This window comes from Autumnicola aciditolerans (genome assembly GCF_041679265.1).
Lineage (GTDB): Bacteria > Bacteroidota > Bacteroidia > Flavobacteriales > Flavobacteriaceae > Autumnicola.
In genome coordinates this window covers 21,239-42,065 of record NZ_JBGFSM010000009.1, presented here as the reverse complement: position 1 = coordinate 42,065, position 20,827 = coordinate 21,239, and the positions used below count along the sequence as shown (strand labels likewise).

General features: G+C 41.0%; 17 protein-coding genes. 12 read left to right on the top strand and 5 right to left on the bottom strand.

The window, feature by feature from the left end; all coding sequences use genetic code 11:
- Nucleotides 1-137: 137 nt before the first annotated feature.
- Nucleotides 138-1,112 carry a polyprenyl synthetase family protein gene (locus AB8M93_RS11260; protein ID WP_373057688.1) on the bottom strand — a complete coding sequence of 325 codons (975 nt, stop codon included), beginning with the start codon at nucleotides 1,110-1,112 and terminating at the stop codon, nucleotides 138-140.
- A 57-nt stretch (nucleotides 1,113-1,169) separates the two neighbouring features.
- On the opposite strand from AB8M93_RS11260, the gene AB8M93_RS11255 reads away from it, so the two are divergent.
- Genes AB8M93_RS11255 through AB8M93_RS11240 form a run of 4 tightly spaced genes read left to right on the top strand, consistent with a single transcriptional unit; the run spans nucleotide 1,170 to nucleotide 7,953 of the window.
- Nucleotides 1,170-1,862: a TetR/AcrR family transcriptional regulator gene (locus tag AB8M93_RS11255; RefSeq protein ID WP_373057687.1), complete on the top strand. Its 693-nt coding sequence runs from the start codon at nucleotides 1,170-1,172 to the stop codon at nucleotides 1,860-1,862.
- Entirely contained in the window at nucleotides 1,846-3,288 is a 1,443-nt protein-coding gene (locus tag AB8M93_RS11250; protein ID WP_373057686.1) for a TolC family protein, read from the top strand. The genes AB8M93_RS11255 and AB8M93_RS11250 overlap by 17 nt, the downstream gene beginning before the upstream one ends.
- Nucleotides 3,278-4,471, top strand: a complete 1,194-nt coding sequence (locus AB8M93_RS11245) for an efflux RND transporter periplasmic adaptor subunit (protein ID WP_373057685.1) — start codon at nucleotides 3,278-3,280, stop codon at nucleotides 4,469-4,471. The genes AB8M93_RS11250 and AB8M93_RS11245 overlap by 11 nt, the downstream gene beginning before the upstream one ends.
- Before the next feature lie 5 nt (nucleotides 4,472-4,476).
- Nucleotides 4,477-7,953, top strand: coding sequence for an efflux RND transporter permease subunit (locus AB8M93_RS11240; protein WP_373057684.1), 3,477 nt, complete (start codon nucleotides 4,477-4,479; stop codon nucleotides 7,951-7,953).
- Between the two features lie 225 nt (nucleotides 7,954-8,178).
- Here the strand turns inward: AB8M93_RS11240 and AB8M93_RS11235 are convergent, their stop codons facing one another.
- Nucleotides 8,179-8,538 (bottom strand): toxin-antitoxin system YwqK family antitoxin, encoded by a 360-nt coding sequence (locus AB8M93_RS11235; protein ID WP_373057683.1) that lies wholly within the window; start codon nucleotides 8,536-8,538, stop codon nucleotides 8,179-8,181.
- A 231-nt stretch (nucleotides 8,539-8,769) separates the two neighbouring features.
- Between AB8M93_RS11235 and aspS the strand changes: the two genes are divergently transcribed.
- The 4 genes from aspS (at nucleotide 8,770) to AB8M93_RS11215 (ending at nucleotide 12,910) form a co-directional block, all read left to right on the top strand.
- A complete protein-coding gene (aspS, locus tag AB8M93_RS11230) occupies nucleotides 8,770-10,518 on the top strand; it encodes an aspartate--tRNA ligase (protein ID WP_373057682.1) in 1,749 nt (582 codons plus the stop codon).
- 61 nt (nucleotides 10,519-10,579) lie between these two features.
- Nucleotides 10,580-12,370, top strand: coding sequence for a chloride channel protein (locus AB8M93_RS11225; protein ID WP_373057681.1), 1,791 nt, complete (start codon nucleotides 10,580-10,582; stop codon nucleotides 12,368-12,370).
- Between the two features lie 3 nt (nucleotides 12,371-12,373).
- On the top strand, nucleotides 12,374-12,613 hold the full coding sequence (locus tag AB8M93_RS11220; RefSeq protein ID WP_373057680.1) for a hypothetical protein: 240 nt from the start codon (nucleotides 12,374-12,376) through the stop codon (nucleotides 12,611-12,613).
- A 102-nt stretch (nucleotides 12,614-12,715) separates the two neighbouring features.
- Nucleotides 12,716-12,910, top strand: coding sequence for a cold-shock protein (locus AB8M93_RS11215; RefSeq protein ID WP_311501620.1), 195 nt, complete (start codon nucleotides 12,716-12,718; stop codon nucleotides 12,908-12,910).
- A gap of 73 nt (nucleotides 12,911-12,983) precedes the next feature.
- Here AB8M93_RS11215 and AB8M93_RS11210 read toward each other — a convergent pair whose 3' ends face one another.
- Nucleotides 12,984-13,958: an NAD-dependent epimerase/dehydratase family protein gene (locus tag AB8M93_RS11210; protein WP_373057679.1), complete on the bottom strand. Its 975-nt coding sequence runs from the start codon at nucleotides 13,956-13,958 to the stop codon at nucleotides 12,984-12,986.
- Nucleotides 13,959-14,163: 205 nt separating this feature from the next.
- Between AB8M93_RS11210 and AB8M93_RS11205 the strand changes: the two genes are divergently transcribed.
- From AB8M93_RS11205 to AB8M93_RS11195, 3 genes are all read left to right on the top strand, one after another.
- On the top strand, nucleotides 14,164-14,751 hold the full coding sequence (locus AB8M93_RS11205; protein ID WP_373057678.1) for a hypothetical protein: 588 nt from the start codon (nucleotides 14,164-14,166) through the stop codon (nucleotides 14,749-14,751).
- A gap of 1 nt (nucleotide 14,752) precedes the next feature.
- Complete coding sequence (locus AB8M93_RS11200) at nucleotides 14,753-15,256, top strand: nuclear transport factor 2 family protein (RefSeq protein ID WP_373057677.1); 504 nt, start codon at nucleotides 14,753-14,755, stop codon at nucleotides 15,254-15,256.
- Nucleotides 15,257-15,349: 93 nt separating this feature from the next.
- On the top strand, nucleotides 15,350-17,416 hold the full coding sequence (locus AB8M93_RS11195; protein ID WP_373057676.1) for a M13 family metallopeptidase: 2,067 nt from the start codon (nucleotides 15,350-15,352) through the stop codon (nucleotides 17,414-17,416).
- Nucleotides 17,417-17,496: 80 nt separating this feature from the next.
- Here the strand turns inward: AB8M93_RS11195 and AB8M93_RS11190 are convergent, their stop codons facing one another.
- Together AB8M93_RS11190 and AB8M93_RS11185 are read right to left on the bottom strand one after the other, a co-directional pair.
- Nucleotides 17,497-17,856 (bottom strand): YraN family protein, encoded by a 360-nt coding sequence (locus AB8M93_RS11190; protein ID WP_373057675.1) that lies wholly within the window; start codon nucleotides 17,854-17,856, stop codon nucleotides 17,497-17,499.
- Nucleotides 17,857-17,925: 69 nt separating this feature from the next.
- Entirely contained in the window at nucleotides 17,926-18,501 is a 576-nt protein-coding gene (locus AB8M93_RS11185; RefSeq protein WP_373057674.1) for a hypothetical protein, read from the bottom strand.
- Between the two features lie 165 nt (nucleotides 18,502-18,666).
- Here AB8M93_RS11185 and metG point away from each other — a divergent pair, with 165 nt between their 5' ends.
- A complete protein-coding gene (gene metG, locus AB8M93_RS11180; protein WP_373057673.1) occupies nucleotides 18,667-20,748 on the top strand; it encodes a methionine--tRNA ligase in 2,082 nt (693 codons plus the stop codon).
- The last annotated feature ends 79 nt before the right edge of the window (nucleotides 20,749-20,827 follow it).

Sequence of the window (20,827 nt, the reverse complement as noted above, 5' to 3'; positions counted from 1 at the left end):
AATTTTTAAAAAAAAGACTTTGCCGCATATAATATATTTATGTTATGCATTATAAGAATTTTAACATAGCAGAAAGTATAATATTCAGTAAAAATTTGCTGCTCCTCCTAATTTGACAATAGAAAATACAAAGGCTCTTAAACTTCCCGCTCCATTAAAGATTGCCCAAACCTCCTTAAAGGTTCCTTTTTCTCCTCAGAGATAATGAGTTTATCCAGGATACCAAAAGCCATATTAGTATATCTTTCAATTTCTCTGCGGGTAAGCTCTGCTGCTCCACTGGCCTCAAAGATGTGTTTTACCGCTTCAATTTTTTCTGAATTCTCTCCTGGGGTAATGGAGTACAGATGCTCCAGGTGCATGGCCTCCCTTTTGCCCGAGGCTTCTTTGGCTTTTAAATAAAGAAAGGTCTTTTTATTTTCGATAATATCCCCACCCGGTTGCTTGCCAAAAGTTTCCGGATCTCCAAAAGCATCCAGATAGTCATCCTGCAGCTGGAAAGCAATTCCCAGTAATCGCCCGTATTGATAAATGGCTTCCTTGCATTCTTTAGTTTCTCCCGCAATAATGGCACCCATTCGTAATGATGCGCCCACAAGAACTGCTGTTTTATACTCTATCATCTTAAGGTACTCTTCAATACTTACATCTTCGCGCGTCTCAAAATCAATATCATATTGCTGGCCTTCGCATACCTCGATGGCAGTTTTGGTAAAAAGCCGGGCAAGCTCTTTAAATACTTCACCTTCATAACTCTCAAAAAGCTGATAAGCATTTATCAGCATGGCATCTCCTGAAAGTATGCCGGTATTAATATCCCATTTCTCATGCACGGTTTCCTTCCCTCTTCTAATAGGTGCCGCATCCATAATATCATCATGAACAAGAGAAAAATTATGAAAGATCTCTATAGCCAGGGCCGCATCCAGGGCTTTTCTGTAATCGCCGTTAAAAATTTCGGTTGCCATAAGAACAAGAACAGGACGTAGCCGTTTCCCTCCCTGTTTAAGTATATAAAGCATGGGTTCATACAAATTTACAGGTTCTTTTACCTGTACTTTTTCGTGTAAATAGTTGGTAATGGCTTCTCTGTACTCAGGGATAGAAAGCATGCAGGAATTTTTTTATGCTAAAATACCATAATTGAAAGTATTTCAAATTTTAAGCAGATGTTAAATATCAGTAAAACTTTGGAAACTTTTCTTGTTTTAAAAGTTTCCTTATGTATTTTTGCACGAAATTTCGAAAAGGTGAGAGAAAAGATTTTAATGGCTGCTTCAGAAATGTTTCTGACTTATGGTTTTAAAAGTGTCACTATGGACGATATTGCGGAAAAACTGGGAATATCGAAAAAAACCATTTACACGCATTTTTCCACTAAAACCAAACTGGTGGAGGCAACCAGTTCTCATTTGTTATGCTATATCTCGAAAGGAATTGAAGAGATTCGTGCCAAAAACCTTAATCCCGTTGTAGAAAACTTTGAAATTAAACATTTTGTAAATCAGCACCTTAAGGGAGAGAAAACCTCTCCGCATTTTCAGCTAAAAAAATACTACCCTAAGATCTTTCAAAATCTTATTCGAGAGCAATTTGATGTGTTACAAAATTGTGTTTCAAAAAATATACAGCGGGGGATTGATTCCGGGGATTATCGCGACCAGATAAATATTCCTTTTGTATGCAGAATACATTTTGTGGGCATGATGGGAGTAAAAGATAAAGATATTTTTCCAATAGATGAATTTAGTGAACAGGATTTAACCGAAGAATTTTTGCATTATCACCTTCGTGCTATTTGCACGCCAAAAGGAATTAAAACACTTGAAGAATTTATAGGTACCCATGAGAATAATAAGTAAAAACAAACTGTCCTTTTTAATTTTCCTGCTCCCCCTTTTAGGCTTTTCACAGGAAAACGCAAACACCGAATACAATCTTAGCCTGGATGAGGCCGTAGCCATGGCTATGGAAAACAATTATGCGGTTATAAATGCGCAAAAAGATATCCAAATAGCCCTGAAACAAAAATGGGAAATCATCGCCCAGGGTTTACCGCAAATTGGCGCTAATGTAGATTATCAAAACTTCCTGAAACAGCCCGTAACTTTACTTCCTGCTGCTGCTTTTGATAATACCCAAAGCACCATAAATATCATTCAGGACTATTTTGAAAATGTTCAAAGGAATGATGTTCCCGTAAATGCCCCGGAAGGTTTTATCCCCGTTCAGTTTGGTACAAAACAAAGCCTTAACGGGACGGCTACCTGGAATCAGCTTATTTTTGATGGCTCTTATATCGTGGGCATACAATCTGCCAAAACCCTTCTTCAGATTTCTGAAAATGCCAAAACCAAAACCAATCAACAGGTAAAGGAAGCGGTGATTAATGCCTACGGAAATGTTCTTCTTGCCAGGGAAAGTGTTGATATTCTTAAAAACAATGTAGCTACTGTTCAGAAAAATTACGACGAAACCAGCCAGATCTATGAAAACGGAATGGCAGAACAGGAAGATGTGGAACAACTGGAAATTACGCTTCTGGGATTGCAAAACAATTTAAACCGAAGTGAACGCATGCTTAATATCGCTCATGAAATGCTTAACCTCACTCTTGGGATTCCCGTGGAAGCTGAAGTTAATTTAACTGAAGACCTGGACCAGGTAACCCGGGAATATGTAGACCTTCAACTGTTGGAAAAGAACATTCCCGTAGAAGAAAATATAGATTACCGTATTGCCCAAAATACTGCTGAGTCTGCACAAATACAGGTAAGGCTGGAAAAAGCGAAGGCCCTGCCAAGACTTTCAGGTTTTCTTAATTACGGCCTCCAGGGCTACAGTGATGATTTTACATTTTTTAGCAGTGATCAGGATTATTTTGATCAATCCATTATGGGCTTAAGCCTGAATATTCCAATTTTTAGCAGTGGGATGCGAAGCGCCAGGACCCAGCAGAAAAAAATCGCCTATGAACAGGCTTTAGTAGATCTTGAAAGAACCAGAAATGAGGTAAAAAATCAGATCAATTCCGCTAAATCTGAATACCTCTTCAGCATAGAAAATTACCAGAATCAGCAACGCAATCTGGAACTGGCAGAGCGTATAGAAGAAAAAAACCAGGTGAAATTTTTTGAAGGTATTGCCAGCAGTTTCGAGCTAAGCGAGGCGCAAAGGCAATTATACACCGCGCAACAAAACTATTTACAATCCATGTTTAACGTAATTACCGCTAAAGTAGAACTGGAAAATTTGTTAGACACCACAACTTACAATAATGAAGACTAAAAACCATATCCTTTCACCCATGAGAAAAATAGCTGTCCTGTTTAGTATTTCATCGCTGCTTTTTGCCTGCGGGGGAAATTCCGAAAAATCTGTAGAAGACGTAATAGCATCCAATAACCTGGAGGAAATTCGGGAAACAAAAACTGAACTCAGTAAGCAACAAAGCGAACTGGCTTCCAAAATTGACCGGCTGGATGAAGCCATTAACAGGCTGGACAAGAATAAACGCCTTAACCTGGTGACCATAGAAGCTGTAAATGATACCGTTTTCAGGCATTATGCACAGGTACAGGGAGATGTTGCCACAGACCAGAATATTGTGATCTTTCCTGAATTTTCCGGAATTCTCAGTAACGTGAGGGTAAGTGAAGGAAACCGTGTAAATAAAGGAGAAGTTTTAGCCACCATAGATGATGGTGGCCTTTCCAGCGAACTTGCGCAACTGGAAGCCCAGGCAAGCCTGGCAAAAACTACCTTTGAACGCCAAAAGCGGCTTTGGGACCAGAATATTGGTTCAGAAATGCAATACCTGGAGGCAAAAACAAATTATGAGTCTATGCAAAGCTCAGTAGAAAGGTTAAAATCCCAGATCGCGAAAACCGTGGTAAGAGCTCCTTTCAGCGGGATTATTGACGAAGTGATTACAGAGCAGGGAGAAGTGGTAAATCCTGGCCAGTCTCCTTTGTTCAGGTTGGTAAACCTCAGCAATATGTATGTGCAAGCTGATGTTCCGGAAACCTATTTAGGGCAAATCCAGAAAGGAACAGAGGTTAAAGTACAAATAGCCTCTAAAGAATTTGAAGGTGAGGTAAGCCAGGTAAGCAATACCATAAATCCCAGCAACAGGACCTTCCAGGTTAAAGTTTCGGTTCCTAATGAAGAAGGGCTTATAAAACCAAACCAGATTGCCACCTTAAAGCTTAACGACTATACTGCTGAGGAGGCCATTATTGTTCCTGAGAGTACCGTGCAAAAAAATGCGATGGGAGAAAGCCTGGTGTATGTTCTTGAAGACAGGAACGAATCGGAAAACATCGGGGTAGCCAAAAAGATAATTGTGGAGACTGGATATGTTTCCGGAGATTCAATTGAGATTACAAGCGGGTTGGAAGCCGGCCAGACCATTATTGTAGAAGGCTCAAAAGACCTGCGCGACGGGCAGGAGGTAAAATTCAGAAATTAGAAAAAATGAAAAACATAGATAAGGAATTTAAACTCTCTTCGTGGGCCATAGATAATAAGATGACGGTATACGTCATTATTGCGATTATCATGATTGGCGGATTGATTTCTTACTACAATATGCCCCGGGAATCTTTTCCCGAGATTATAGAAACCAAGATTTATGTAAGTTCTGTAAACCCGGGAAACTCGGCAGAAGATGTAGAGAAATTTATCACGGAGCCGCTGGAAGAAGAATTTAGCGATGTGGGCGGCATAAAAGAGATCACCTCCACCACCCTTCAGGATTACTCCCTGGTAATTGTTGAATTTGAAGACGATATAGACGTAGAGGTTGCCAAGCAAAAGGTCAAGGATAAGGTAGACATGGTTAAAGCCGAAACCACCTGGCCTACTATGGACAATGGTGCAAAGGTGGAACCCCATGTTTTTGACCTTAACTTTTCTGAAGCACAGCCTATTCTCAATATCAACCTTACAGGAAATTATCCCGTACAGCAGCTAAAGGATTATGCTGAATATCTTCAGGAGAAAATAGAACTGCTTCCGCAAATAAAAGAAGCCAGTATTCGTGGCGCTGAAGAAATGGAGGTTGAAATTGCCGTTGATATTTATAAAATGACGGCTGCCCAGGTAAGCTTCAGTGACATTATAAATGCGGTAAGTATGGAAAACCGCACCATCTCGGGAGGAAATGTGATCACCAGCGGAGTTCAAAAAAACATCAGGATAATAGGTGAAATTGAAGAACCTTCAGAACTGGAAGATGTCGTGGTTAAGCGCGATGGGGGAAATATCTTTTTAAGAGATATCGCCACGATACGATTTCATGAAAAAGACCCTACCACCTTTGCCAGGGAATATGGAGAACCGGTGGTAATGCTGGATGTAAAAAAACGAAGCGGTAAAAATATGATTGAAGCCGTAGACCAGATTAAAGAACTGGTTAATACAGCACAGGAAGAGTATTTGCCGGAAGGCCTGGAAATTACCCTAACGAACGACCTTTCCACAGATACCCGAAACCAGGTGGATGACCTGGTAAACAATATTATTTTTGGGGTAATCCTCGTGGTACTGGTACTCATGTTTTTCCTTGGTTTCAGGAATGCCCTTTTTGTAGGGCTGGCGATTCCGCTTTCCATGTTCCTGTCCTACATCGTGCTTTCCAGCCTTGGCTATACCCTTAATACCATGGTGCTTTTTGCACTGGTAATGGGGCTGGGAATGCTGGTGGATAACGGGATTGTAGTGGTGGAAAATGTCTATAGCCTTATGGCTGAAGGTATGCCCAGGATAAAAGCAGCCAAACAGGGACTGGGAGAAATCGCCTGGCCAATTATAGCCTCCACTGCCACTACCCTTATGGCCTTTTTCCCGCTAGGCCTGTGGCCAGGAACCATTGGTAAATTCATGATGATTTTTCCCATTACACTTTCTATTGTATTAGGTTCCTCATTATTTGTGGCACTTATTATAAACTCTATGCTTACTTCCCAGTTCATGGAAACAGAAGAAGGAAAGATTTCTAAAAAGAAACTCATCCGCATCAGCATCATCCTTGGTGGATTAGGAGTCATTTCCCTTATTGCAGGATATGTTGTTGACGCAGGAGTCTTACGTGCCATTGGAAATCTTTCGATTCTCGCGGTTTTATTACTTTGGTTTTATAAATACGTGTTATCAGGGGCTGTGGATTACTTCCAGTTTAAGGCTTTAAAAAAACTGGAAAACAATTATGAACGCACCTTAAAATATGCCTTGAGAGGAAGAAAGGCCTACGGCTTTTTCTTCGGAACCTTACTGCTCCTCGTGCTGTCTTTTGTACTGATAGGCCTGGTACAGCCGGAAGTTCTGTTTTTCCCTGAAAACCAGCCAAAGCAAATTATTACTTATATAGAATATCCGGAAGGAACCGATATTAAAAAAACCAATGAACTCACCAAAAAAGTAGAAGAGCGCATCTTTGATGTTATAGACAAATATGAAGATGAAGATGGCTATAACTTTATGGTGGAATCTATGATTTCCCAGGTGGGGGAAGGGGCAGGAAACCCCCAAACCGATGGTGGGCAGCAAAACTCCATGCCCCACAAAGGTAAGGTAACCCTTGTAATGCGGGAGTTCAAAAAACGCCGCGGGGTAGAGAGCAGCCAGGTGCTCTCTGAAGTTCGGGATGCCGTGCAGGGATTTCCAGGTGCTTCCATAATTGTGGAAAAAGATGCCGCCGGGCCACCTTCAGGTTATCCTATTAACATAGAACTAAAAGGTGAAGATTATGAACAAATGCTCGCCCAGGCAGAAGATTTAAGGTCTTATATTCAAAATCTCAGCATTCCGGGGATAGAAGAATTAAAAATAGATGTAAACAAGTCTAAACCTGAGCTTGATGTGCGGGTAGACCGGCAAAAAGCGGGGCAGCTGGGAGTTTCCACATCTACTGTAGGGCAGACTTTAAGAAGGGCCATTTATGGAGAAGAAGTATCCACCTATAAAGAAGGTGATGACGATTACGAGGTAAATGTGCGTTTTGACGATAAGTACAGGTACGATGAAAATGTGCTTTTCAACCAGCCCATCACCTTCAAGAACCAGAATAATGGCGAAATTGTACAGGTGCCAATCTCATCTTTGGTAGAAACCAATGTGGCTTCCTCTTTCAGCTCCATAAAAAGGAAAGACCTTAAAAGAGTAATTACCATTTACTCCAATGTTTTGGAAGGCTATAATGGAAATGAAATTGTTGAGCAGCTTAAAACGCAACTCAACAACTATGATTTACCAGAAGATATGAGCTTTGAATTTACCGGAGAGCAGGAGAAGCAGGCTGAAAATATGAACTTCCTTATAAAAGCGCTTCTTATTGCAATTGGCGGGATCCTGCTTATTCTTGTGGCGCAGTTTAATTCGGTCTCCAAACCAATTATTATAGTAATGGCAGTGGTACTAAGCCTGGTTGGAGTATTTCTTGGACTCATTATTTTCCAGATGGATTTTATCATTATCATGACGATGATGGGAATTATCTCCCTGGCGGGAATTGTGGTAAACAATGCCATTGTGCTTATAGATTACACACAAATTCTTATTGACCGGAAAAAAGCCGCACTTGGATATGAAGATGACGAATTGCTTACCCGCGCTGAATATTTCGACTGTATCGTGCGGGGTGGAAAATCCAGGTTACGTCCCGTATTATTAACGGCAATCACTACCGTACTTGGGCTTATCCCACTGGCGGTGGGACTAAATATCGACTTCTTTGGGCTGTTTATAGATTACAATCCAGGGATTTATATAGGAGGAGATAACGTGATCTTTTGGGGGCCTTTGGCCTGGACGGTAATCTTTGGGCTTGTTTTTGCCACCTTCCTTACCCTTATTGTAGTACCGGTAATGTTCTACCTGGTAAACAGGGCGAAAGTAAAAACAAGAGACAAACGATTGGCAAGAAAAGAAAGGAAACAACAGGTTTCTGCATAACAGCTTTCCGATTAAAATTAGATAACCCGAAGCCAAAAACTTCGGGTTACATTTTTATTCCGCAAAAGCATTGTCCTACTGCAATATTCAGCATGTAATTCACAGCAGTTTAAACACCTTAAAACCAATTTCAGGGACTTTCTAAACCTCCGGAGGAAGTAATTATTTTCCATAAAAAAACCCGAAGCAAAACTTCAGGTTTCTTCATTTATATAGTATAAATTTTTAATTACTGGTCACGGCATTTCTGTCACTTTTCCAACTATTTACGGATGCAATCTGGCTGTTTTTGTAATCAACTTCTGTTAATTTGTCCTCGTTCCAAAAAAACCATTTGCCAGTTTTTTCACCCATGTTGTATTGACCGACTGCTGTCTTTTCACCTTCTTTATTGTAAGAAATCCACTCCCCGTGGAGCTCCCCTTCCTTGTACGTACCTTCCTGTCTAACACTTCCATCTTCATAATAAAACGTTCCTTTAATTAAATCGCCCTGTTTCTCAAAATCGGGCTTCTTTTCCTGTGCTGAAACAGCCCCTGTAAAAATTAAGGCAGCGCCAATCAGCATATATTTTAACTTCTTCATCTCCTGTATCTTTTAATGTTTGCTTTACAAATATATTTAATTATTTACAATAAAGCAATAATTACGTAACATTAAATTAACATTGAAATATTAGTTAACTGATTACTAAACATGTAAGTATGTTTTTTTATTTAAAATAGGTTTCTATAAACCTGTTTTTTTATACAGCATATATTATCTAAAACCCTAAGAACTTATTACTTTTGCCCCACTTTTAAATCTTAGGAAGATATGTACAGAAGTCATACCTGCGGGGAACTGAATATGGCAAATACGGCGGAGCAAGTGCAACTCTCCGGTTGGGTTCAGAAAATTAGGAATAAGGGCTTTATGATTTGGGTAGATCTCAGGGATCGCTACGGGATTACCCAGCTAATGTTTGACGAAGAACGTTCCTCTAAAGACCTGATGCAGAAAGCCGAAAAATTAGGCCGGGAATTTGTTATCCAGGTAAAAGGAGAGGTTATAGAAAGGGAGTCGAAAAACCCAAATATGCCCACCGGCCATGTTGAGGTTATGGTTTCAGAATTAACTATTCTAAACACTTCCCTTACCCCGCCTTTTACTATTGAAGAAGAGACAGACGGAGGGGAAGATTTAAGAATGAAATACCGCTACCTGGACATCCGCAGGAATCCGGTTAAAAACAAGCTCGTTTTCAGGCATAAAGTTGGCATGCAGGTAAGAAACTATCTTTCCGGCGCCGGTTTTATTGAAGTGGAAACCCCTTATCTTATAAAATCCACTCCTGAGGGTGCCCGTGATTTTGTAGTACCCAGCAGGATGAATGAAGGGCAGTTTTACGCCTTGCCACAATCCCCCCAAACTTTCAAGCAGTTGCTTATGGTAGGCGGAATGGACAAATATTTCCAGATTGTGAAATGCTTCAGGGACGAAGATTTGCGTGCCGACCGCCAGCCGGAATTTACCCAGATTGACTGCGAAATGGCTTTTGTGGAACAGGAAGACATCCTGAACACCTTTGAAGGTCTTACCCGCCATCTCCTTAAAGAAGTAAACGGAATTGAAATTGAGGATTTTCCAAGGATGACTTATGCTGAAGCCATGGAAAAGTACGGTAATGACAAACCAGACATTAGGTTTGGGATGGAATTTGCCAATTTAAACGAAGTTGCGAAGGATAAAGGATTCAACGTTTTCGATCAGCAGGAACTCGTGGTGGGAATTGCCGTTCCAGGCGCTGCTTCTTATACCAGGAAAGAAATAGACAATCTCATTGCCTGGGTTAAGCGACCTCAAATTGGCGCTAATGGCCTGGTTTGGGCAAAATATAATGAAGACGGCAGCTTTAAATCTTCAGTAGATAAATTTTATGCTGAAGAAGACCTAAAGGCATGGGCAGAGAAAACAGGAGCCAATCCCGGTGACCTTATTTTAGTTATGGCAGGTGAAACCACCAAAACAAGAACCCAACTAAGCGCATTAAGGATGTTTTTGGGCAATGAACTTGGCCTTAGAAAGCCAGATGAATTTGCCCCGCTATGGGTGCTGGATTTCCCACTTTTGGAATGGGATGAAGAAACCGGGCGTTATCATGCCATGCACCATCCATTCACTTCACCTAAAAAGGAAGACATCCCGTTACTGGAAACCAGTCCCGGGGACGTAAGGGCTAATGCTTACGACCTTGTACTAAACGGAAATGAAATTGGCGGTGGTTCCATTAGGATACACGATAAAAAAACCCAGTCCAGGATGTTCCACTATTTAGGCTTTTCTGAAGAAGAGGCTAAAGAACAGTTTGGCTTTCTTATGGATGCCTTCCAGTACGGAGCTCCACCCCACGGGGGAATTGCTTTTGGCTTTGATCGCCTTGTGGCAATCCTGGGAGGACAGGAAACCATTCGGGATTATATTGCATTCCCCAAAAATAATGCAGGCCGCGATGTAATGATAGATGCCCCTGCAAGACTAGATGAAGAACAACTAAAAGAGCTGCATCTTCAGGTTAAAATATAATATTTTCAAATCCTGCCATGAGGCGGGATTTTTTAGCTTCAGTAATTTAAATATCTTTTGAGTGTCAAAATTCAGTAAGTCTTTATTGCACAGGTTCCTGGACTGGAAAACAAAGCATCTCACCCACCAGCAGTTTTTAATGCTGCTAAGTGCCATAATAGGTTTTATTGCCGGCCTGGGTGCCGTGGCCATTAAGAACCTTACCCATTTTATTCAAACACTTCTGGAAGGAGAGTTTATCGCGAACTATCATGACGCCTTTTACTTTATTTTTCCAATGATTGGCCTGGCATTAACTATGGCCATAGTTCGCCTTATTTTCAGGAAAAATGTTGGCCATGGGATTCCAACCACACTGCACGCCATTTCCCAGAAGAAGGGAATCATGACCAGGTTCCAGATGTACGCTTCTCTTATAACTGCTCCTATAACAGTAGGTTTTGGAGGATCTGTTGGGCTGGAAGGCCCTACGGTGGCCACAGGAGCATCTTTGGGGTCCAACATTTCAAGGATGTTTTTACTTAACCAGGCATCCCGAACCCTGCTTATAGGCTGTGCCGCTGCAGGAGCAATGTCTTCCATTTTTAAAGCTCCCATTGCGGCAATTATTTTTGCCATAGAAGTTTTTAGCCTGGACCTTACGCTTTCTTCTCTGCTGCCACTGCTGCTTGCCTCGGTTTCAGCAATTTTAACTTCATATTTTTTCTTCGGAAGCCAGCTTATTCTGCCATTTGAGCTCAAGGACAAGTTTATTATTTCTGAAGTTCCTTATTATGTATTGCTGGGAATTCTGGCTTCATTGGTTTCAATTTACTTTTCAAAAGTTTATTTTAGTGTTCATAAACTTTTTGAAAAAACTAATTCTCCCCTCTTGCGCCTTTTGATATGTGGCGCAGGTTTAGGTATTCTCATCTATTTTATTCCGCCGCTATACGGGGAGGGCTACAGCGTGATTAACAATTTATTACAGGAAAATTATCTGGAAGCTTTGGGCACCAATTTCTTTAATGCTTATCTGGAGAATTTTTGGGTGGTCATTATTTTGCTCCTTGGCCTGGTGGTTTTTAAGATTATTGCTTCTTCCTTAACTTTTGCCGCAGGCGGCGTGGGAGGTATTTTTGCACCGGTGCTTTTTATGGGAAGCGCTTTGGGCCATTGCTATGCCCTGGTGCTTAATCATCTTAATATTCTGAAAAACCCTATTTCAGTGAGTAATTTTACGCTTGTGGGAATGGCCGGGTTAATGGCAGGAGTCTTGCACGCGCCGCTTACCGCCATCTTCCTTATTGCAGAGCTCACGCATGGCTATGAGCTTTTTATCCCATTAATGATTACGGCTGCAATTTCTTTTATGATTACTGCCCAGTTCCAGCCACACTCCGTTTATACCATGGAACTGGCAGCAAGGGGAGAATTGCTTACCCATAATAAGGACCAGATGGTATTAACCCTTATGAACATTAACCGCCTAATTGAAAAGAACTTTATTTCATTGCATCCCCAAATGACCTTAGGAGAGGTGCTGAAAGAAGGGGTGGTAAAATCTTCCCGAAACATTTTTCCCGTAGTAGAAGAGAATGGCACGTTATTGGGAATCATTCTGTTGGATGATATAAGGCCAATTATGTTTGACCAGAAATTGTATGATGAGGTAAAGGTAAGTGAGATCATGCAAAGGGCGCCGGAGATTATAGACATCCGTAATGACAGAATGAAAGAAATTATGCGTAAATTCCAGGATAGTAACGCCTGGAACCTTCCGGTGGTAAAAGATGAAGTTTACCAGGGATTTATTTCCAAATCCAAATTACTTACCGCTTACCGCAAAAAATTAATTGAAGCAACCGTATAAAATATGAATACTGTAATGAAAGTTTTGGGTATTGCTATCTTGATTGCAATTGGAGTAGGATTCTATTTTAGAACACAGGACAATATTCTTTTAGGGGACCGTTTAATAGGAATTGCTGTTCTGGCAAGTGCCTTTATCCTTATGCCCATCTTCCTGTATGTGAGGTGGAAAGGAAAAAGACTTGAAGATTATACCCTCTCCAACAAGAATATTAGAAGGATGCAGGAAAAGGGGCAGGATTAAAACCCTGATTCAGAGAATTTTTAAAATAAATTTTAAAATCGTACATCCATGTCAAAGATATTATGCTAAGTTTGTACTTTAATAATTATTTATTTTTTTACAATGGAAGGTACAGTAAAATTTTTCAATGAGTCTAAAGGTTATGGATTCATTACCAACGACGAAACCGGAAGAGACATCTTTGTTCACATTACAGGACTTGACGGCGAAACCCTAAACGAGGGTGACAAAGTAGAGTATGTTGAAGTTGAAGGAAGAAAAGGAGTAAACGCTAGCCAAGTGCGCGTTATAGAATAATATAAGTTTCTATTTTATCTTCAAAGCCGCTATTAAAGCGGCTTTTTTTATTCCTGTTATTTTATATTACCAGTTACCCGGGATTGGCAGAACTGGTTTTTTGAAACTGCGCTTCCACGCCTTTAAGCATTTCTTTCGTTAGGCTTTCTAACCCGAATTTATGCTGCCAGCCCCAATCTTTTCTGGCTTGAGAATCATCTATGCTTGATGGCCAGGAATCGGCTATTTTCTGACGAAAATCGGGCTTGTAATCTATACTGAAATCCGGCATTTTCTTCTTTATTTCTTCCGCGAGAATTTTGGGAGTAAAGCTCATCGCTGAAAGATTATAAGAAGACCTCACCTTTATCTTTTCAGCCGGAGCAGCCATAATATCTATAGTGGCTTTAATAGCATCTTCCATAAACATCATGGGCAGCGAGGTATTTTCACTTAAAAAAGAAGTGTAGGATCCCTTTCTTACAGCTTCATGAAAAATTTCCACGGCATAATCTGTAGTTCCGCCACCTGGAAGAGTTCTATAACTTATAATCCCCGGGTATCTAATACTTCTCACATCCACACCATAAATCCTGTGAAAATATTCACACCAGCGTTCCCCGGTTTGTTTGCTTATGCCGTAAACAGTGGTAGGTTCCATTACAGTAGCCTGCGGCGTTTGCTCCTTTGGGGTACTTGGCCCAAAAACAGCGATACTGGAAGGCCAGAAAACTTTTTCAATCTTTTTATCACGGGCAAGGTTCAAAACGTTAAAAAGAGAATCCATATTCAAAGCCCAGGCTTTCATTGGCGCTTTTTCAGCAGTACCGCTTAACATTGCAGCCATAAGATAAACCTCAGCAACATTATGTTTCTCCACCAGCCGGGCAATCAATTCGCCGTCCATGGCATTGGCCACTTCAAAAGGGCCGGAGTGCATCAACTCCTCATTCCCCTCTTTTATATCACTTGCAATCACATTTTTATTACCATGAATTTCCCTTAACTTCAGGCAAAGCTCGGTTCCTATCTGTCCGCTTGCGCCAATAATGAGAATTTTTCCAGCCATCGTATTAAATTTTCCGCAAAGATATCTATTTTCGCAAGGCTTTCTCCAACGAAAAGCCTTAAAACTATCTTATTTTTAAACATCTTTCAATTTGATCTCGAAAAGGCAGCACAATAAAATCCTTCTTTTACAGGTTTTATTTCCTGCGGAATTAACCTAAATTTATATCGCAGAAAAACAACTTCCATCCCTGCAAAATAACCACATGAAAAAAACCGTGCTTTTTTTAGGAATCTTGATCTTATTTTCCTGTAAAGAAAAAGATGCTGAGACCGCTACTGATGATGAAGTAGATACCACCGCTTTTGGAAAGGAAATAGCCGTTACCACCCAGCAGGTACAATTGGTTCCGGAAGCAAGGGAATACGCCGGCCAGTGGATTGAATATATTACCGCCCAGAATGAGATTCAAAAATTCCAGGACGCGAGTTTAAGAGACGTAATGGAGAATGCTTCTCCCCTGGCAGAAATTATGCATTCCCTCCAAACTTCCCTGCCACATTCTTTGCGTACCAATGCCGTTGAAGCAAGGCTTAATGTTCTTACCACCAAATCCAGGCTGCTGCAGTTTGCCGCTTCAAAAAGAGATCCGGACCCTGAGGAAATAAAAGATATTTCGGAAGAAATTCCTACGGAATTCAATAACCTGAAGATTCAGCTAAATGAAATTTTCCTGAAAAGCCTTGAGGATTTTGAGAAGGAACTGGATGTAATGGAAGAGGAGAACCTGGAAGCACAAAACGATTCCATAGCAAAGCTTCAGCAGCAAAACCAGAATGAAAATCAGCAATAAAATGAAAAATTTTTTTCTGCTATTCCTGGCAGTAAGCATTACCGGCAATGCCCAGGATCTGTCTTCCGGTAATTCAGTTAAAAAGGAGATCAATCACACCCTTAACCAGTGGCATAAAGCTGCCGCAACCGCAAATTTTGATGCGTATTTTAATTTGATGACCAAAGACGCTGTGTTTATTGGCACAGATGCTAGCGAAAACTGGCAAAATGAAGAGTTCAGGAAATTTTCCAAACCTTACTTCGATAAAGGCAAAGCCTGGGATTTTAAAGTTTTGGAACGCAATATTTACTTAGGAGAAAATGGAAAATATTCCTGGTTTGATGAACTCCTGGACACACAAATGGGAATTTGCCGCGGCTCCGGGGTTCTTGAAAACAACAATGGAGAATGGAAGATCAAACATTACGTGCTTTCCATTAGCATTCCCAACGAAAATGTAGAGGAAGTTACCCGCCTCAAGAAAAGTTTTGATACCAGACTCCGCTTAAAACTAGGAAATTAGGCATCTTTTTTGCGCAATTATGAACAGCAATATTTTTTTAAACCATATTTTGGTTTTTGTTACTTTAGCACGTCAATAATTTTAAATACAAACATGAAAACACTTAAAAATGTCCTTTTATTTTCTGCCCTGGGTTCAGCACTTTTGACCGGCTGCCAGGATGAAGATAAATCGACCAAAGAAGAAGAAATCCACGGGATCAATCTGGCTTATATGGATACCACAAGCAGCCCTAAAGACAATTTCTTCAGATATGTAAATGGAAAATGGCTGGATTCCACAGAAATCCCAAGTGACAGGACTACCTGGGGAAGTTTTATGGAGCTGCGCCAGGAAACCGATAATGATGCATTAAAGATCCTGGAAGAATCTGCTTCCAATCCTGATGCCAATTTAGCCGAAGACCAGGCCAAGGCCGTGGCGCTTTACAAAAGCATCATGGATACCGTTTCCAGGAATAAAATGGGTATCGCTCCCATAAAGCCATATCTTGCCAAAATTGATTCTATTCAGTCGAAAGAAGATCTCCAGAATTTCCTGGTAGAGATGAGCGATTACGGAAGTGCCGGCTTTTTCTCTTTTAGAGTAAGGGCAGACCGTAAAGACAGTAATATGAATGTGGCTTATCTTAACCCTTCAGGTTTAGGCTTGCCAGACAGGGATTATTATGTAGGCGATGATGCCGATTCTAAAGAGAAAAGGGAAAAGTATAAGGAATACATTACCAAAATGCTCCAGTACCTTGATTATTCTCAAGAAGAGGCGGCACAGGAAGCAGAAACCATTCTTGCTTTTGAAACCAGCCTGGCCAAACCGCAAATGGACAAGGTAGAAAGGCGTGATGCCAGAAAAACCTACAACCCAATGACGGTTAATGAGCTTCAGAAAACAGTTCCCGCTATGGAGTGGAACAGGTATTTTGAAGGCATTGGCGCCAAAGATTTGGATACTATAGTAGTGACCCAGCCACAATACATGGAAGCGCTTCAAAATGTTCTTGCTCAAAATTCTGTTGAAGACTGGAAAGCTTATTTAAAATGGAATATGTTTAATGATGCCGCTCCGTTTCTAAGCACAGACCTGGAACGTGAAAACTGGGAGTTTTACGACAAAACTTTACAGGGAGCACAGGAACAGCGCCCAAGAAACGAACGCGCACTTGCCACGGTAAATGGCACAGTAGGCCAGGCTTTGGGTAAATTGTATGTTGATGAAAATTTCCCGCCTGAAGCTAAAGAAAAAGCCCAGGAAATGATTGGAAACATCATTAAAGCTTATGAAAACAGGATACAGCAATTACCCTGGATGAGCGAAGATACCAAGAAAAAAGCGCTTGAAAAATTGAGCAGTTTCAATGTAAAAGTTGGTTATCCTGACAAATGGGAAGATTATGAAGGAATGGTGGTAAAATCTCCTGAAGAAGGTGGTTCCTATTTTGAAAACATGATGAATGCGCAAAAATGGGGAGTTGCAGAAAATATGGCCGATCTTGGAGAACCTGTAGATAAATCTGAATGGTACATGCCTCCTCAAACCGTTAATGCTTATTACAACCCAAGTTTTAACGAAATTGTGTTCCCGGCTGCTATATTGCAACCGCCGTTCTATGATTATAAAGCCGATGCTGCGGTAAATTACGGCGGAATTGGTGCCGTAATCGGCCATGAAATCTCCCACGGTTTTGATGATAGTGGCGCACGTTTTGACGCTGAAGGAAACCTGAACAACTGGTGGACAGATGAAGATTTAGAACAATTTGAAGATCTTGGAGGTGCCCTGGCAGACCAGTACAGCAACATTGAAGTGCTGGACAGCGTTTACATTAATGGTAAATTTACCTTAGGTGAAAACATTGGAGATTTAGGAGGGGTTAATGCCGCTTACGATGGGCTTCAAATTCATTTAAAAGAACATGGGGATCCCGGAAAAATAGACGGTTATACTCCAGAACAACGTTTCTTCCTTTCATGGGCCACCGTTTGGCGTACCAAAATGAGGGACGAAGCACTGAAAAACAGGATTAAAACAGATCCTCACTCTCCGGGCATGTACCGTGCTTATGTGCCTCTTCAAAATATTGATGCTTTTTATGAAGCTTTTAATATTTCTGAAGGAGATAAAATGTACCTTAAACCTGAAGACCGGGTGAAGATCTGGTAATACAGTTGAAGCATTCCTAAACCGTCTCATTTCAAAAATGGGGCGGTTTTTTTATTAAAAACATATAGAATGAAATTAGCTTAAAAATGATAAAAGGCGTCTTTAAGGTGCTCAATTTTAGTTCCCGCTTTATTTTTAATGATTGCCACGATATCAAACCGCACCTCAAGATCCAGTTCCTGTTCTTCTACAAAATGGTCTACCGCTTTTAATAACTGCTGGATCTGCTTCTGCTTTACAAATTCCTGGGGGTCTCCAAAGTCTGGTGTACTTCTGGTTTTCACTTCTACGGCTATCAATTCTTTATCGGTACGGGCAATAATATCTACTTCCGCCTTTTGATACCTGAAATTTCGGGTAAGAATAGTGTACCCATTTCGCTGAAGAAATTCTGCGGCCAGATCTTCCCCGCTTTTTCCAAGCAAATTATGCTTTGCCATTTCAACAGAATTTATATAATGAAGATATAGATTATTCTGCTGATTTTTAACAGGCTACATACTTATCTTTCAGGATTTTTTCAGAATAACCGCCTGTACTTTAAGATCCAAATTTTTAATCTCCCCGGGAGAGGCTTTTACAATTTGATCTCCGTAAAATTTTTCGGCAGGTTCATTTTGAGGCCCAAGAAAAATATTGAGGTTAGAATTTTCCAGCTTTCCTCCATTCCATACCACCGCCCCGCTGTAATCCCAGCCAAAACCATAGAAGGAAACCGGCTTGCCATTCAGCCTGTTCAACTCTTCGTAAGTAGTCCCCACTTTTATACCTGAAGCAGTTTTCCATTTCCCTTCTTCAGAAAAGCGTATTTCGTAAATCCCGGAATCATCAGCTGCCCAGGTAATAAGGACTTCATCGCTGGTTTCAGGATACAGGATGGTATAAGAACGTTCTACGGTTCCTTCTTCAAACATGCCGCTCCCCTCTTCCATATTAGCCCCGGCGTATTTTTCTTTTATTTCTGCTTTGGAATTATTAAGAAGATTTTCAGCAACAAATTTGTCAGAAGTGTTGGAAGTTACTTTTTTTGTGCTGTTGCAGGAAAAAAGAATTGGAATAAGAAGTGCTAACAGTAATTTTTTCATAATTAAAATTTTGCGCCGAAAATTAAAATTTCCGGCTCCTCCCAGGAGGAATTTAAAGGAATAAATGTAGAAAGTATTCCCTGATCAAAAAGGTCTTTTACAAGAATTTAACGCGTAATATAGGGTAGTTGCTTACCTTTACACGCTTAAAATATTACAAGATAAATGAATAATTCTCCAGAGAGATACACCATCACCGCTGCCCTGCCCTATACTAACGGCCCTATACATATTGGCCATCTTGCAGGGGTTTACATACCAGCAGATATTTATGCACGTTATTTAAGAATGCATGGCCAGGAGGTTGCTTTTGTGTGCGGCAGTGATGAGCATGGGGTGCCTATTACCATAAAAGCGAAAAAAGAAGGCGTTACTCCCCAGGATATTGTGGATAAATACGATGGAATCATCAGGAAGTCTTTTCAAGATTTTGGAATTTCTTTCGATAATTATTCGCGTACCACTGCCAAAGTTCATCATGATACCGCTTCGGAATTTTTTAAAAAGATGTACGAAAACGGTAAATTTATTGAAGAAACCACCAGGCAGCTTTATGATGAAGAAGCAGGCCAGTTTCTTGCCGACAGGTTTGTAACCGGTACCTGCCCAAAATGTGGAAATGAAGAAGCTTATGGCGACCAGTGTGAAAACTGCGGAACTTCGCTAAATGCCACAGACCTCATCAACCCAAAATCTGCCATTACCGGCGCCATCCCTGCTTTAAAAGAAACCAAACACTGGTTTTTACCTCTGGACCAGTATGAAAACTGGCTCAAGGAATGGATCCTGGAAGGCCACAAAGCCGACTGGAAAACGAATGTTTACGGGCAGGTAAAATCATGGATAGACGATGGGCTGCGCGCCCGTGCCGTGACCCGCGATTTGGACTGGGGAATTCCTGTTCCTGTGGAAGGCGCTGAAGGAAAAGTACTTTATGTATGGTTTGATGCCCCCATTGGTTACATCTCTTCAACCAAAGAATGGGCAGAAAGGGAAGGAAAAGACTGGGAGCCGTACTGGAAAGATAAAAACACCAAACTTGTCCATTTTATAGGGAAAGATAATATCGTTTTTCATTGTATTATTTTCCCGGTTATGCTGAAAGCCCACGGCGACTTTATTTTGCCGGACAATGTGCCTGCAAATGAATTTCTAAATCTGGAAGGCAAAAAACTCTCCACCTCGAAGAACTGGGCGGTCTGGCTGCATGAATACCTGGAAGACTTTCCAAATCAGCAGGATGTGCTGCGGTATGCGCTCACTGCAAATGCCCCAGAAACAAAGGATAATGATTTTACCTGGAAAGATTTCCAGGCCAGAAACAACAACGAGCTGGTGGCCATTTTTGGCAATTTTATCAATCGCGTTGTGGTTTTAACCAATAAATATTACAACGGAATTGTTCCCGGGCCTAATGAATATTCTGAAGTTGACGAAGCTACAATTGCCGAACTCAAAGCCTACCCTGCGGTAATTGCCAGTTCTATTGAAAAATACCGTTTCCGCGAAGCCCAGGCAGAATTGATGAACCTTGCCCGCCTTGGCAATAAATACCTTGCCGATGAAGAGCCGTGGAAGCTGATAAAAACAGATGAAGAGCGCGTAAAAACCGTGATGTATATTGCCTTACAAATCGCTTCGGCATTAGCAACATTAAGCGAACCATTTTTGCCGTTTACTTCAGCCAAACTGCGGGAAATTTTAAAAATTTCAGAAGAACCTGTAGTTCAAGGGGAAGAAGCCCAGTGGGACAGGATTGCAACTAAAAAATCCTTACTGGAAGCAGGCCATCAAATTGGTAAAGCTGAATTGCTCTTCAGCAAAATAGAAGATTCAGAAATAGAAAAACAGTTAGCAAAATTGGAAGCAACCAAATCTCTTAACGAAGCCGAAAACCGCAAAGTGGAACCCCAGAAGGAAATTGCCACTTTTGAAGATTTTACCAAAATGGACCTTAGGGTGGGAACCATTATCGAAGCCCATAAAATGCCAAAAACCAAAAAACTGATGGTTCTAAAAGTCGATACCGGCCTTGATAAAAGAACCGTGGTTTCCGGCATTGCCGAGCATTTCGACGCGGATGAAATCGTGGGCAAAAAAGTAACCGTTCTGGCCAACCTTGCCCCCAGGAAATTACGTGGCGTAGAAAGCGAAGGCATGATTTTGATGACAGAAACTGCCGAAGGAAAACTTGTTTTTGTAAATCCTGACGAAGCCGGGGTGGATAATGGAAGTATGATTAATTAGTTCCCAACATGCCTGTCTGCCACTCAGGCAGGCTCGAACTAACTAAACAGAAATTAGTTAAAATCTGAAGACACAGATT